The organism is Nonomuraea rubra, from assembly GCF_014207985.1.
GTDB lineage: Bacteria > Actinomycetota > Actinomycetes > Streptosporangiales > Streptosporangiaceae > Nonomuraea > Nonomuraea rubra.
This window is the reverse complement of record NZ_JACHMI010000001.1, coordinates 1,657,065-1,671,855: the sequence shown is the minus strand read 5'-3', so window position 1 is coordinate 1,671,855 and position 14,791 is coordinate 1,657,065. Positions and strand designations below refer to the sequence as shown.

General features: G+C 72.0%; 12 protein-coding genes and 1 tRNA gene. 11 read left to right on the top strand and 2 right to left on the bottom strand.

The window, feature by feature from the left end:
• Window positions 1-152: 152 nt before the first annotated feature.
• Window positions 153-1,235 carry a GNAT family N-acetyltransferase gene (locus HD593_RS07835; protein WP_185101527.1) on the top strand — a complete coding sequence of 361 codons (1,083 nt, stop codon included), beginning with the start codon at window positions 153-155 and terminating at the stop codon, window positions 1,233-1,235.
• On the top strand, window positions 1,232-2,356 hold the full coding sequence (locus tag HD593_RS07830; RefSeq protein WP_185101526.1) for a DegT/DnrJ/EryC1/StrS family aminotransferase: 1,125 nt from the start codon (window positions 1,232-1,234) through the stop codon (window positions 2,354-2,356). The genes HD593_RS07835 and HD593_RS07830 overlap by 4 nt, the downstream gene beginning before the upstream one ends.
• On the opposite strand, the gene pdxR is transcribed toward HD593_RS07830, so the two are convergent.
• Window positions 2,334-3,722, bottom strand: coding sequence for a MocR-like pyridoxine biosynthesis transcription factor PdxR (pdxR, locus tag HD593_RS07825; RefSeq protein ID WP_185101525.1), 1,389 nt, complete (start codon window positions 3,720-3,722; stop codon window positions 2,334-2,336). The two genes, HD593_RS07830 and pdxR, sit on opposite strands and share 23 nt — an antisense overlap.
• 71 nt (window positions 3,723-3,793) lie before the next feature.
• On the opposite strand from pdxR, the gene HD593_RS07820 reads away from it, so the two are divergent.
• The 8 genes from HD593_RS07820 (at window position 3,794) to HD593_RS07785 (ending at window position 12,571) form a co-directional block, all read left to right on the top strand.
• Window positions 3,794-4,432, top strand: a complete 639-nt coding sequence (locus HD593_RS07820; protein WP_185101524.1) for a pyridoxamine 5'-phosphate oxidase family protein — start codon at window positions 3,794-3,796, stop codon at window positions 4,430-4,432.
• Window positions 4,433-4,517: 85 nt separating this feature from the next.
• On the top strand, window positions 4,518-7,010 hold the full coding sequence (locus HD593_RS07815; protein ID WP_185101523.1) for a protein kinase domain-containing protein: 2,493 nt from the start codon (window positions 4,518-4,520) through the stop codon (window positions 7,008-7,010).
• 107 nt (window positions 7,011-7,117) lie between these two features.
• A complete protein-coding gene (locus HD593_RS07810; protein WP_185101522.1) occupies window positions 7,118-8,755 on the top strand; it encodes a serine/threonine-protein kinase in 1,638 nt (545 codons plus the stop codon).
• Window positions 8,756-8,777: 22 nt separating this feature from the next.
• On the top strand, window positions 8,778-10,220 hold the full coding sequence (locus HD593_RS07805) for a hypothetical protein (protein WP_185101521.1): 1,443 nt from the start codon (window positions 8,778-8,780) through the stop codon (window positions 10,218-10,220).
• A 52-nt stretch (window positions 10,221-10,272) separates the two neighbouring features.
• Entirely contained in the window at window positions 10,273-11,382 is a 1,110-nt protein-coding gene (locus tag HD593_RS60165) for a DUF2510 domain-containing protein (protein WP_221524648.1), read from the top strand.
• Between the two features lie 68 nt (window positions 11,383-11,450).
• Entirely contained in the window at window positions 11,451-12,044 is a 594-nt protein-coding gene (orn, locus tag HD593_RS07795; RefSeq protein ID WP_185101520.1) for an oligoribonuclease, read from the top strand.
• Window positions 12,045-12,112: 68 nt separating this feature from the next.
• Window positions 12,113-12,188 (top strand) — tRNA-His (locus HD593_RS07790).
• A 200-nt stretch (window positions 12,189-12,388) separates the two neighbouring features.
• Window positions 12,389-12,571 carry a LuxR C-terminal-related transcriptional regulator gene (locus HD593_RS07785; RefSeq protein ID WP_240972793.1) on the top strand — a complete coding sequence of 61 codons (183 nt, stop codon included), beginning with the start codon at window positions 12,389-12,391 and terminating at the stop codon, window positions 12,569-12,571.
• Between the two features lie 157 nt (window positions 12,572-12,728).
• Here the strand turns inward: HD593_RS07785 and HD593_RS07780 are convergent, their stop codons facing one another.
• Window positions 12,729-13,394 (bottom strand): helix-turn-helix domain-containing protein, encoded by a 666-nt coding sequence (locus HD593_RS07780; protein ID WP_185101519.1) that lies wholly within the window; start codon window positions 13,392-13,394, stop codon window positions 12,729-12,731.
• A 151-nt stretch (window positions 13,395-13,545) separates the two neighbouring features.
• On the opposite strand from HD593_RS07780, the gene HD593_RS07775 reads away from it, so the two are divergent.
• Complete coding sequence (locus HD593_RS07775) at window positions 13,546-14,766, top strand: NAD(P)/FAD-dependent oxidoreductase (protein ID WP_185101518.1); 1,221 nt, start codon at window positions 13,546-13,548, stop codon at window positions 14,764-14,766.
• Window positions 14,767-14,791: the final 25 nt, after the last annotated feature.

The following is a 14,791-nucleotide window of genomic DNA, read 5'->3' as shown; positions in this document are numbered from 1 at the left end:
GTCACACATTAGAACGTCACTCGGTCCTGAAGACATACTGGGAGTTCTGTAACGTTCCGGAGCTGCGGCTTTGGCATCGCGTGAGATCCTTTAGTGTGGTAGTACACCCTGGCCCTCGGCTTGCCCAGAGAGTGTGCTGACAGTAGGAGCCCATGCACGTCACCCTTGCCCTACCCCGTGAGCTGGGCGAACCCGAAGTGTGCCGCTGGCGTGCCCTGCAAGAAGCGGACACCGCCTTCGACAACCCCTTCCTGTCCCCAGAATTCACCCTTACGGTGGGCGAACTCCGAGATGTCGTACGCGTCGCCGTCATCCACGACGGCCCGGAGATCGTGGGATTCTTCCCCTTCGAGCGACATCCTCTCGGCATCGGCAAGCCGGTGGCCGCCGGGCTCACGGACGCGCAGGGGCTCGTGCACGCCAAGGACGCACGGATCCACCCGCAGTGGCTGCTGAAGCAGTGCGGGCTGGCGGTGTACGAGTTCGACCACCTCGTCTCCGGGCAGCCGCTGCTGGGAGCGCGCCACGAGCGTTACCCGTCCCCGATCATCGATCTTCGTGACGGCTGGGACAACTACACAGAGTCACTTCGCAGGCACTCGGGCAAGACGTACAAGAGCACCCTGGCCAAGTCGCGCAAGCTGCAGCGCGAGGCGGGCCCGCTGCGCCACGACTACGCGACCACCGAGGTGGAGCCCCTGCGCACGCTGCTGGGCTGGAAGACCGACCAGTACCGCCGCACCGGCCGCGCCGACCGGTTCGCGCACCCGTGGATCGTGGAGCTGGTCGAGCGGCTGCTGGCCACCCAGTCCGACAGCTTCGCCGGGGTGCTCGACATGGTGTACGTGGACGGCAGCCCGGTGGCCGGGCACTTCGGGCTGCGTACGCGGACGACGCTGGCCGGCTGGTTCCCCGCCTACGACACCCGGTTCGCCAAGTACTCCCCCGGCCTCATCCACCACCTGGCGATGGCCGAGCAGGCGGCCAAGTCCGGCATCGAGGTCATCGACATGGGGCGCGGCCAGAAGGAGTACAAGGACAAGCTCAAGAACGGCGAGCTGGAGGTGGCCGAGGGCCGGGTGGCCAGGCTCGGCCCGGCGGCGGGCGTGCACTGGGTGATGCGGGTGCCGGTACGCAAGACGCGCGCCACGGTCATGGCGAACCCGCTACTGCTCAAAACGGCGGACAAGACCTTGAAAACGTATGGAAGACTGCGTACCGTCCTACAACGGTGAAACACATCGCAGAGCGAACGGGGCGTCACTGCCTGTCGCTACCGTCCAACAGGCTCGGCCTCTACCTGGCACTACGCCACTGGTGCCTGCCCGGGCAGCGGCTGCTGATGTCACCGATCTCCGCCGACGAGATCCTCTTCCTCGTGCTGGCCGCCGGGCTGCGCCCGGTGATCGCGCCGCTGTCCCCGCGTGACGGCAACATCGACGTCTCCCGGGTGGACCTCGGCACGGTGGACGCCGTCCTGACCACCAACCTGTACGGCCTGCCCGACGACGCCCCCGCCTTCGCCGGCAAGATCCTCATCGAGGACGTGGCGCACGCCATGGAGAGCGACCTCGGCGGCCGACCGCTCGGCACGTTCGGGCACGCCTCGGTCTTCAGCCTGTCCAAGCACCCGAGCGCGGGCTCGGGCGGGGTGCTCGCCGTCGAGGACGAGTCCGACCTGCGGGCCCTGACCCGCGCCCGCGACGAGCTGCTGACCCGGGGCTCCCCCTGGGCCGACGGGTGGAGCGTGGCCACCTCCATGGCCCGCCAGGCGGCGCTGAAGCTCGACCTCGTCCGCCCCGCGCTCAAGCTCATGCGCCGCCTCGGCATGCAGGAGCCGCGCGAGGGCTACCGCATCCCGGTGCGCGCCGACGAGCTGGAGCTGGCGCTCAAGCAGGCCCCCGCGCTGCCGCCCTTCGACCCCTGGGTACGCGCCGACCTGCACCACTACCGCGCCCGCCGCGGCCGCCTGGTCCGCTGGTACCAGGAGCGGCGCGTGGCCCGGGTGCCCCGCGACCGGGCGCGGCGGCTGGCCGGCGTGCAGCGCCTGGCCGAGCTGCCCACGGTCGCCCCCGCCGTGCTCGACGACCTGAACCGGCCGCTGTTCCGGGTCCCGCTGCTGGTCCGCGACAGGGACGCGGCCATCGAGGAGCTCGAACGGCACGGCGTGTCCACGGGTTACCTGTACGACCCCGCCTACGACGACTACGCCCCCGCCTACACCGAGCACTCCCCCGACCCCGGCCCGGCCCGCTGGTGGGCCAGGCACGTGCTGCCGGTCGACCCGATGTACACCGCCCGCTCGCTGCCCATCCTGCGCCGGCTGGAGCCGCCTACGAGCGGGCCTCGCGGATGAGCCCGGCGACGATCTCGCAGCCCCGGCGGACGTCGGGCAGCGAGGCGGAGCCGTACCCGATCACCAGGCCGTGCAGCCGGGTGCGGCCGTGGTGGTGGTGCTCGGTGGAGTCGAGCACGACCCCGCGCCGGGCGGCACCCTCGACCACGCCGGGCACCAGCGCGGCGGGCAGCTCGGCCAGGACGTGCAGCCCGGCCGTGTCGCCGCGCAGGCGGCACACGGGGCCGAGGATCTCGACGACGGCCGCGCGGCGGCGCGCGTACTCCAGGCGCATCCGGCGCAGGTGCCGGTCGAGGTCGCCGCGCTCCAGGAGGGTGGCGACGGCCTGCTGGACGGGGCCGCTGGTGCGGTCGGCCACCGCCCAGCGCAGGGCGGCGATCCTGCTCACCAGCTCCGGCTCGCCCACCAGCCAGCCCACGCCCACGTCCGGGGCGAGGATCTTGGACAGCGTGCCGAGCAGCACCACCCGCGAGGGGTCGAGGCCGTAGAGCGCGGGCAGCGGGGCGACGTCGTAGCGGAACTCGGCGTCGTAGTCGTCCTCCACGATCGTCGCGCCCGTGCTGCCCGCCCAGGCCAGCAGCCGCTCCCTGCGCGGGATCGGCAGCCGGCCGCCCAGCGGGAACTGGTGGGCGGGCGTGGTGTAGAGCACGCTCAGATCCCCCGGCAGGCCGTCCACGATCACGCCGTCCTCGTCCACCGGGCACGGCACCACCTCGGCGCCCCTGGCCGCGAACACCGTGCGCGCCACCCGGTAACCCGGGTCCTCCACCCCGGCCCTGGCGCCCGGCCCGAGCAGGGCCATCGCGCAGAGGTCGAGCCCGTTGCCCGTGCCCCGGGTGACCAGGATGTTCTCGGGGCCGACGGCCATGCCCCTGGCGCGTCTGAGGTGGTCGGCGAGCAGCTCGCGCAGGCGCGGCAGTCCGTACATGTCGGGCGAGTCGCCGGGCGGCAGGTCGGCGGCCCTGCGCCAGGCCCGCCTCCACGCCGCCCGGTCGTAGTCGCGTACCCAGGGGGCGCCGGACGTGAGGTTGATCAGGTTCGCGGGTGGCGGCGTCGCCGGCACGTACGCGCCCCTGGCGGGCGGCCTGGGCGTCTGTTCCGTGCCCGCCTTGATGTCGGCCACGAACGTGCCCGATCCGTGCCGGCCGTCCAGCCAGCCCTCGGCGTAGAGCTGCTGGTACGCCTCCGTCACCACGGTCCTGCTCACCCCGAGCTGGGCGGCCAGGGCCCGCGACGACGGGAGCCGCTCCCCGGACGCGAGCGTGCCGTCCAGCATGGCGCCGCGCAGCCAGCCGGCGAGCTGCGCGGTGAGCGGTTCGGCCGAGTCGCGCTTGAGGGAGACCGGCAGGTCAACATGGGTACGCATGGAAGTGGTCTCTTGAAAGGGGCTGGTAGTGGCCCTACAGGATAGGTCCACTTCGTCGTTACCGTCGAATCATGCTCTCCACCACTCCACGCACCACGCTGGGCCGCTCGAAGGAACGCGGCAGCAGCGACAGGGACGACCTGTACGAGGTACTCGACACGGGCCTGATCTGCCACCTGGGCGTGGTGGTGAACGGCCATCCCATGGTCGTGCCCACCGGCTACGGGCGCATCGGCGACACCCTCTACCTGCACGGCTCCACCGGCGCGGCCTCCCTGCGGGCCGGCGGCGGCACCGACGTCTGCGTCACGGTCACCCACCTGGACGGCATCGTGCTGGCCCGCTCGATCTTCCACCACTCCGTCAACTACCGCTCCGCCATGATCTACGGCACGGCCCGCCTGGTGACCGACCCCGACGAGCGCATGGCGGGGCTGCGCGCCCTGGCCGAGCAGCTCGCGCCCGGCCAGTGGGACTACGTGCGCAAGCCGTCGCGCAAGGAGCTGGCCGCCACGGCCGTGCTGGCGCTGCCGCTGGAGGAGGCGTCGGTCAAGATCAGGCGCGGCGCGCCGAAGGACGAGGAGGAGGACTACGACCTTCCGGTGTGGGCCGGGGTGCTGCCCCTGGTCACGAGCTGGGGCACGCCCGAGCCGGATTCGGTGCTCCCAGAAGGTATCGAGGCACCCGTTCACATCCTCCATCGGGAGTAGTTCCATAAATCCGGAACCACCTGGAAAACCTGACTCCTTGATCGTACGTCTCATCAGGTGGGCCGGCTCCTGATGGGAGAGGCAAATGGAGTGGAGCGCTCCCGGTTATACGGAAATCAAGCAGCTCGGGACGGGCGCGAGCGGGCGCGTCGTGCTCGCCGTGCACGACGAGACCGGCGTCAAGGTCGCGATCAAGTACCTGTCCCAGGAGCTGCTGCGGGATCCTTCCGCCCTGGCCAGGTTCCAGTCGGAGGCCCGGCTGCTCACCACGCTGCGCGATCCGAACATCGCCACGATGTGGGAGTACATCCAGGACGGCGGCGGCGCGGCCATCGTGATGGAGCTGGTCAACGGCGTCTCGCTGCGCGCCCTGTTACGCGAGAGCGGGACGACCGAGCCAGAGGCCGCGCTCGTCGTGCTCAAGGGCTCGCTGCTGGGCCTGGCCAGGGCGCACGCCATGGGCCTGGTGCACCGGGACTACAAGCCCGAGAACGTGCTCGTCAGGGACGACGGGGTCAGCAAGCTCGTCGACTTCGGCATCGCGGTACGCCAGGGCACCGCCGCCCATCCGATGGGCACGCCGCCGTACATGGCGCCCGAGCTGTGGGAGGGCCGGCCCGCCTCCCCCGCCACCGACGTGTACGCGGCCACGGCCGTCTTCTTCGAGTGCCTGACCGGGCACCGGCCGTACCGGTCCACCGAGCCCAGCGTCCTGGGGTACCAGCACGTCCACGCCCCGGTGCCCTTCCACGACGCGCCCGAGCCCGTACGTGAGCTGATCAGGCGCGGGCTGGCCAAGGACCCGGCGCGGCGGCCCAACGGAGCGCTGACGTTCGTGGCGGAGCTGGAGGCCGTGGCAGCGGCGGCGTACGGGGAGGACTGGGAGGAGCGGGGCAAGCGGCGGCTGGCCGCGCTCGTGGCCCTGCTGGCCCTGCTGCTGCCCACGCCCCAGCCGCCCCAGCCCGAGACCGCCACGTCGCTGGCCAGGACCGTGTTCGACCGTGTGCGCGGCAGGACGGGCGAGACCGCGCGGCGCATGGTGCGGACGAACGCCCGGCGGCTGGCCATGGGCGGCGCGGTGAGCGCGGTGGCCGCCGCGGCGGTGGTGGTCGTCCTGACCAACAGGCAGCCGCCCGAGCAGCCGGTCGGGGCAGCGGCGGCCGTTCCGCCGAGCCGCATCGCGACCGCGCCCGTCGCGGGGACGCCGAGCACGGAGGAATCCGTTCCGCCCGAATCCTCGCCTCCCCCGGCCTCCGACCCCGAGCCCGGGATCACACCCCAGGCCGTGCCGCAGACCTCGCCGGAAGCGGACCCGCCCGGGCGGGACGAGGAGAACTCCCGTCCGCAGCCCCCGGCCGGCACCACCCGCCCCGCCACGAACCGGCCCACCACCAGTGCGCCCACCACTCCTCCCACCACACCGGTCACCACACCGCCCACCACGCCACCCACCACACCGCCGACCACGCCGCCCACCACGCCTTCGACGACGCCTCCGACCACACCGTCCACCACGCCGCCCACGACACCTCCGACCACGCCCACCACCGAGGAGCCGCCGCCGGTCACCTCGGTGCTGGCGGTGACCGTGGGCGAGATCACGATCGGCGAGAACGGCGTGGCCGCCGCCACGATCGGCCTGCGCACCAGCGGCACCGGCGCCGTCACCGCCATCGCGACCTGGACGGCGACCGGCGAGGACGGCCGCACCGAGCGCCTGCGGCTCAGCGGCGCCGGCACCTACAGTCAGCGGCTGACCTGGTCGCTGGGCGAGCGCCCGTGCGGCAAGACGGTCACGCTGACCGTCACCACCTCCCCCGCGCCCGCCGGCGGCCCCCGCTCGGCCTCCCTGACCCTGCCGGCCTGCCCGACCAGGGTGACCGCGCTGAACGTCACGCTCAACCTGCCCGCCGCCCCCGCCCGCACCGCCACCGCGCGGGTCCGGCTCGCGGCGAGCGGCACCGGCGACATCCCGGTCAGCGCCCGGTTCGCGGTCAACGGCGACCCGGTCTCCACCCGGTCCGCGACGTTGTCGGGGCGCACGTCGTACAACGAGACGTTCAGGCACGTCTTCAGGACCCGTCCGTGCGGCTCGACGCTGTCGGTGCAGGTGAGCGCGGGTGACAGGACCGACACCGCGCGCTTCTCCGTGCCCTGCCCGCCGCAGGTGCGGCGGGTCGCGATCGGCGAGGTCGGCACGAGGGGCGGGCTCAGCGCGCCGATCAGCGTCACCGCGGGCAACACCCAGCCGGTACGGCTCACCGTCAGGTTCCGGGCCGGCGAGTCCACGAACACCCGGACGGTCACCCTGTCCGGCGAGACCACCTACAACCGGACCCTCGGCTACGAGGTGCGGCTGCCCTGCGGCACGAGCTGGTCCGTGACGGCCTCCACCACGCCCACAGCGGCCAACGGCACCGCCACCCGCAGCGGCACCACGCCGAAGTGCCCGGCGGAGGAGCCCACCAAGGAGCCCACCAAGGAGCCCACCAAGGAGCCGACGAAGGAGCCCACTGAGGAGCCGACGAGGGAGCCGACGAAGGAGCCGAGCCCGGACTCCCCTGGCACCGTTGAGTGATATTTCGCCAGTTGTCGTATACCAGTAGCGGGAAAGCGGTTCCGTCTGGTTAAGCTACGGACCGTTTGATGAGGGTGGGGGCCCACAGAACTCCAGAGGAGTCCGTTATGTACGGGAATGGGCCATGGGGGGTCCCCGGCTACACCGAGGTGCGCGAGCTGGGCTCGGGCGCGGCCGGTCGGGTGGTCCTCGCCAGGCGTGACTACGACGGCGCGGAAGTCGCCATCAAGTACCTCAGCGACGAGCTGAGGGCCGACGTCGGATTCGTCGCACGGTTCCGGCACGAGGCCCGCTTATTGGCCACGCTGCAGAGCCAGCACCACGCCCGGCTGATCGACTACGTCGAGGCCGGGCAGGGCGCGGCCATCATCATGGAGCTGATCAACGGCGTCTCGCTGCGCGAGCTCCTCAGGTCGGAGGGCCCCACGGGGCCCGAGGCGGCGCTGGCCGTGCTCAAGGGCTCGCTGCTCGGCCTGGCCTCCGCGCACGCGATCGGGGTCGTGCACCGCGACTTCAAGCCCGAGAACGTCATGGTGCGCGCCGACGGCACCAGCAAGCTCGTGGACTTCGGCATCGCCGTCCGGGTCGGGGAGGACGCCAACGCCGCGGGCACGCCGCCGTACATGGCGCCCGAGCAGTGGTCGGGCGCGCCATCCGGGCCCTCCACCGACGTGTACGCGGCCACCGTCGTCTTCTTCGAGTGCCTGACCGGCATGCGGCCCTTCCGCGCGCCCAACATGGCGGCGCTGGCCCGCCAGCACCAGAGCGCGCCGCCGCCGGTCGAGGAGGTTCCCGGGCCGCTGCAGGGGCTCGTCGAGCGCGGCCTGGCCAAGGACCCGGCCGAGCGGCCGCCGTCGGCGGAGGCGTTCCTGACCGAGCTGGAGGCCGTCGCGGCCGAGGCGTACGGTCCCGACTGGGAGGAGCGCGGGCGGCGGCGCCTGGCGGCGCTGGCGGGCCTGCTGGTGCTGCTCTTCCCCAGCGCGCTGGAGGAGCCGGCCGAGACGCAGACCTCGCTCGCCGAGACCCGCTTCCCCGAGCCCACCAGGCTGCTGAGCAAGCTGCCCGCCAAGCTCGCCCTGGCGGGGGTGGGCGTCGGCGTGCTGGTCGCGGCGGTCGTGGTCATCCTCACCTCCGGGTCGGCCGAGCCGGTGCTCCAGGCGGGCACCAGCACGGTCACGCCGACCACGACGGAGGCGTTCACGCCCGAGCCCGAGGAGACGGTGCCCGAGGAGACGGGGCCCGAGGAGACCACCGAGCCCACCCTCGACCAGACCACTCCCGAACCCACCACCCCGGCGGACACGGCCACCGCCGCACCGCCGGTCGTCCAGCCGACGACCGCCAAGCCCACCAAGACGGCCACCCCCACCCCGGTGAAGACGCCGCCCAAGACGAAGAAGCCCACCCCGAGCAGCACGCCCACGCCCACGCCGACCCCCGAGCCAGAGATGAGCGGCGACGTGGAGGACCGCAAGCCCTCCACCAGGCCGAGCACCCCGAGCGCGACCCCGACCCCGGTCCCGGTGACGCCGACCCCCGCCCCGACGCGCACCAGGCCCTCGCCTTCGCAGACCCCCACGACAGAGGAGCCCGGCGGCGGGGAGGAGCCCACGTTCACGCCCGAGCAGCCGCAGGTGACCGCCGCCGGCGCAGTGCTCGCGCTGGGCCTGGTGACGACGGGCGCGCTACCGGTCACACTTGCGGTGAGGCGCCGCATGGCGGGACGCCACAGAAGGAAGCGCTAGACGCGGCCGGGGGGCAACGGCGATGGACAACCCTGGAAACGGTATCGCCGGATTCCGGCTCACCGAGCACACCTGGATGACCGAGCTCGGCAACTGGATCGACGCCATCTCGCCCGACGGCCGCAGGGCCGGCGCCCTGCTGTTCGACCCCAAGATCATCGGCCTGCCCGGCGTGCGCGACCGCGTCGTTCAGGCGGTGATGACCGATCAGCGGCTCGTGCTGGCCGGGCTGACCGGGCTGATCCCCGTGGCCGACGTGGTCGCCGCCGGCGACCAGGTGTGGCTGCTCACCGCGCAGGCGGTCAGCCCCACGCTGGCCGACCTGATGTCCGCCTCGCCCATCGACCCGAACGGCGCGGTGTCCCTGCTGGTGGAGACCGCCCAGACGCTGCTCGCGCTGCATGCGGCCGGGGTCACGCACGGCTCGGTGCACCCGGGCACGGTGGTGATCACCGCGGAGGGCGTCTCGCTGCTGTCGGAGCGCGGCCTGTCCGACGCCATCCGCGCCCGGGTCTCCCCGCGCGAGCGGGACGCGGCGGGCTGGGCCTCGCTGGCCCGTGGCCTGGCCGCCTCCTTCGGGCACACCGCGCCCGAGTCGGCCGAGCTGCTCGAACGGGGCGCGGCCACCGCCCAGACCCTGGGCCTGGGCACCGCACGCGACCTGCTGGTCAACGAGCGGGGACGGCTGCCCGGCGGCAGGATCAGCAGGGACGGCCTGGCCAGGGCGGCACGCGGGCGGTCGGCGTTCGCGCAGCCGCCGTCGTACGCGCGGCCCCCGGTCCCGACGCCGCAGGACGAGGGCGACATCGTCACGCTCCTGCGCGTACCGGGCCAGTCGGCGGGGCCACTCCGGTCCGGAGCCGGCACGCAGCTGCAGGAGCCGTTCCCCTCCGGAGCCGGCACGCAGCCGCAGGGGCAGCCGGCGGGGCCGCTCCAGTTCGGGCCCGGCGTCGGCACGCAGCCGCAGGAGCCGGAGACGCCCGCCCAGCGGATCTGGCGGGAGGGGCGCGGCGAGGCCGCCACCGTGCACCGCCCCGGTGGGCGCCTGGCCAAGGCGTCGCGGGCGCGGCGGCGCCGGACGATCCTGGCCACCGCCGTGTTCGCCGTGATCATGGCGGGGGCGATCCTGGCCTGGTTCAGGCTGGGGAGCGCGCCGGACCTGGCGGTGAAGTCGATCGACGTGGTGGCGCCGAAGAAGACGCAGGGCTGCGGCAGCGCGGTCCTGATCACCGGCACGGTCGTCACGAACGGGTCGCCCGGGCAGATCACCTATGAATGGCGTAAGAACCTGGACAAGGAAGTCGTCAAGGGCACGCTGCGCACGAAGGCCGACCAGACGTCGTACAGCGTGCCGCTGAGGTGGACCTTGGAGGGCAGGAGCAACGTCAAGGCCACCGCGACGCTGCGGATCCTCACGCCGGGGCCGGTGATCACCGACAAGGCGAGCTTCACGTACAAGTGCTGATCGCCGGCTCCGCCCATGCATACCAAAGCGGTTTCTTACTAATCTGGCGAACATGACCACGCAGACCCCCGCGGGCTGGTACCCGGACCCCTACGGAGAGCCCCAGCTCCGCTGGTGGGACGGCAACCAGTGGACGGACGCCACCCATGTGCAGGAGCAGGGTGCGGCCCAGCCCCAGCCGTCCTCCGGGCCCCAGCCCCCGTCACAACAGCAGCCGCAACAGCAGCCGCAACTCCAGCCCCAGTCCGGCCCCGGCTGGTCGGCGACGCCGGCGAACCCCACGGCCCAGTTCGGCCAGCCGACGTACGGGCAGGGCGCCTACGGCGCGCCCACGGCGCCCACCCAGCAGCAGCCGCAGTGGGGCGGCGCGCCCCTGCCCGGCCCCGGCTACGGGCCGCCGCCCAAGCAGGGCAACCCGCTGCCCTGGGTGTTCGGCGGGCTGGCGGCGCTGCTCGTGGTCGCGTTGATCGTGGTCGCCGGGATCTTCTTCGTCAACAGCGGCGACTCGGGCAACACGGCGCAGCCGAGGCAGTCCGACACGTTCGAGCCGCAGCAGCCGCCCACGAACGAGCCCCCGACGCGGCCGCAGCCTCAGCCCAGCCAGGGCGGCGAGTTCCCCCAGCCGGCCGACGGCACCGTCACCGACCCGCGCGCCGGCGTCTCCTTCCTCGTGCCGGACGACTGGACCGTCGCGGCTCCCGGCGACGTCAACAGCGGCAGCCCCGCCGACCAGCAGTGGACCGCCGGGGTGAAGGCCGTCTCGCACGACAACTACCAGGGCGAGGACGACTGGATCGGCAACGTCTACACGGGCGTGCTGAACGAGCTCTACCCGTACAGCGGCGTCTCGGGCATGGGCGACACGGCCAAGGCCGTCTTCGTGCACTTCTCCACGCAGTACTACCAGCTCGCGCACGAGAGCAAGGTCGTCGCCGACAAGGCCATGAAGATCGGCGACCGGGACGCGTGGGTGCTGCAGTTCGAGCTCGACTTCACCAAGATCTCCGAAGAGAACGACTTCAAGTGGAAGAAGGAGAACGGGGCGATCGTGCTGATGGATCGCGGCGAGGGCCAGAGCCCGGCGATCATCTACGTGAGCGTTCCCGACAATCTCGGCACGGACGTCGTCGGCAAGGTCCTCAGCTCGCTCAAGCCCGCCTGACCGGTGGCACTAGGCTGGTGGGGTAACAAGCGGGCGGATTGCTCCGAGCCGCTGGGCGAGGAGATCGTATGAGTGACTTGCTGGTCTGGATCGACTGCGAGATGACCGGGCTCGACCTGAGCCGCGACGCGCTCGTCGAGGTGGCGTGCGTCATCACCGACAGCGAGCTCAATCAGCTGGACGAGGGCGTCGACGTGGTCATCAAGCCGCCGCCCGAGTCGCTGGAGCAGATGTCGCAGGTCGTACGCGAGATGCACACCGCCTCGGGCCTGTTGCCCGAGCTGGCGGGCGGCGTGACGCTGTCCGAGGCGGAGTCGCTCGTGCTCGACTACATCCGCCGCCACGTGCCCGAGCCGAAGAAGGCGCCGCTGTGCGGCAACTCGATCGGCACGGACCGCACGTTCATCTCGCGCGACATGCCCGGGGTGGATGCGTATTTGCACTACCGGATGATCGACGTCTCGTCGATCAAGGAGCTGGTACGCCGGTGGTACCCCCGGGTCTACTTCGCCGCGCCCGAAAAGCAAGGCGGGCACCGGGCTCTGGCCGACATCACGGAGAGCATCAGGGAGCTTCGCTACTACCGTGCGGCCATCTTCGTCGGGCAGCCAGGACCCGATTCGACCACGGCCAGAGCCCTGGCTGAGCGTGTCAGCGGTTAATCGGGTGGCGTAAAGACTCCCGAATCCCGCTACACTTTTCCTGTGCCGCCACACAGCGGGCGGCCGTGGTGGGTGTAGCTCAGTTGGCAGAGCGCCAGGTTGTGGTCCTGGATGTCGAGGGTTCAAGTCCCTTCACTCACCCCACGGCGAACGGCCGGTCCCTCAGGACCGGCCGTTCGCGTTTTCTCCCGGGCAACGGCCCCAAATCATGACAATGCGGGTTATGCTCGCTGTCTAACGCTAACGCCGGCAGCACGGGGGCCATCGGCGATCTTGACAGTCTGCGCGCCCCCGGAGGCCGGATGAGAGTCGACGACGCAGCTTTCGATAGCGTGTTCACGTCCTTGAGCAAGCGCGAGGCCGAGGTCATGGACCTGATCGCCACCGGTCAGTCCAACGGGCAGATCGCGCAGCGGCTGTTTCTCAGCGAGAAAACGGTCAAGAACCACGTCAACCGGATCTACGCCAAGCTGGGTGTGGACTCCAGGGTCACGGCCATCGGGCTCTGGCGGTCGCGGCGGCAGTAGCGATCGGTGACGGCATTCACCACTCCTCGGGCACCCGACCGGCCACGAGGCCACCTCACCACGCCCCGCCGGCGCGGCGCCAGGAGGGCCCACGCGTGACGGAGAGCCGCACGCGGCCGTGGCCGGAGCGGGGCCCGCCCAGTGCGGCGCGAGTGGGTCAGCCTGGCTGGATGCGGCGGCCCGTGAGGCGGGTGGGGATGATTTTGAGGTACTGCTGCCGCTCCCCACCCGCCCACGGCTCCACCCCGGTGGCCGCCGCGGCCGCGCGTTCGTCCTCCTCCGTGACATGGTGCAGGGAGCCCTGCGCCAGCACGCTCCACCCGCCCCGGGTCAGTTCCTCGATGCGGTCCACCTCGAAGGCGACCTTGTACTCCACGTCCCGCATCCCCGTACGCAGGTCCTGGTCGGTGGTGCCGCCCGGTTCGGTGCGGAAGACGATCGCGCCGTCGCTGAGCCGGAAGTTGACCGGCAGCACCGTGGGCCCGAAGCGGCCCTCGAAGGCGATGCGGCCCACTCCTCCGGGCTCCAGCAGGCGCAGGCAGTCGGACTCGGACAGGGTGACGAGCGTGGGGTGCGGCGAGGCGGGGCCGGCGCCGGACGGGGTTTCGGTGACCTCGCCGAGCAGGCCTTCCACGGTGGTGTCCAGGGCGGCGGCGAGCCGGGTGATGGCCTCGCGGATCGAGGGCCCGTCCTCGAGGTAGGCGACGTAACCGGCGTCGATGCCGGTGCGTGCCGCGAGGTCCTCGCGTGTGAGGCCCAGTTCGTCGCGCCGCTGGGCGATGCGGCGGCCGAGGCGTTCGATGGTGGTCACTTGCTGAGACATGCGGCGATCTCCCCCTTTCCGGGTCACGGTAACCGCGTTTCGCCGCCGCGTACGGGACCGGACGTTCTGGGCGCTTCCGGCCCGGGCGTGTTTAAGAGAAGCTGGCGGTGCCATTGACATCCATGAGCCCGTTGAGGGGGAAGGAGAGATCATGGTGCAGAGAGCGCGGGTCGTCGTGGTGGGCGCGGGTTTCGCCGGGCTGGCCGCGACGAAGGAGCTGGCCAGGAGCGGGGCGCTGGTGACGCTGGTCGACCGCAACCCGTACGCGACCTTCCAGCCCCTCCTCTACCAGGTGGCGACGGCCGGGATGGGCACGGCGGACGTGTCCTACCCGATCAGGACGTTCGCCGCGAAGTGGCCGAACGTGCGGGCCCGCCGGGCGGCGTTGAGCGGGATCCTGCCGGACAAGCGGCGGGTGGAGTTCGACGACGGTGGCGCGCTCGACTACGACTATCTCGTGCTCGCCACGGGCGTCACCACCAACTGGCTGAACGTGCCGGGCGCGCCGGAGAACGCGCTGCCGATCTACTCGCTGGGCGACGCGGCGGGCCTGCGCCGGCGGCTGCAGCACTACCTGGAGGACACCGCGGCCGGGCGGCGTGAGAGCACGCACGTCGTGGTGGTCGGGGCCGGGGCGACCGGGGTCGAGACGGCGGGCACGCTGGCCGAGCTGCGGCGCAACACGCTGCCGCTGACGCATCCCGAGGTGCGGCCGGACCAGACGAGCGTGACGCTGGTCGAGCGCTTCGACTACGTGCTGGCGCCGTACAAGCCACGGCTGCGGGACGCGGCGGCGCACGCGCTGCGCAAGCGGGGCGTGGACCTGCGGCTGGGCGCCACCGTGGCCGCCGTGGAGCCGGACGCGGTACTGCTGGAGGACGGCACGCGGCTGGACAGCGACGTGACCGTGTGGGCGCTGGGCGTCACCGCGCCGCCCGAGGTGGGCTCGTGGGGCCTGGAGCAGGGCAAGGGCGGCCGGATCAAGGTGACGGACGCGCTGAACGTGCCGGGACACCCGGAGATCTTCGTGGTGGGCGACCTGGCCGGCGCGCCCCACGCGCTGCCGCAGCTCGCGCAGCCGGCGATCCAGATGGGCAAGCACGTGGGCAGGCAGATCGCCGCGATGGCCAAGGGCGGGCAGCCGCGGCCGTTCTCGTACCGGGATCCGGGGATCATGGCGACGGTCGGGAAGGCCGAGGCGGTGCTGCAGCTGGAGAACGGGCTGACGATGCGCGGGCTGCCCGCCTGGCTGGTGTGGATCTTCATCCACGTGGCATACCTGCTGGGCGGGCGCAACCGGGTCAGCGTGCTGCTGAACTTCTTCTGGCGGTACGCCGGCCCGCACCGCAGCAGGGCCAGCGTCACCCAGTAGCGCCTACAGAGCCGCCTACAGAGCC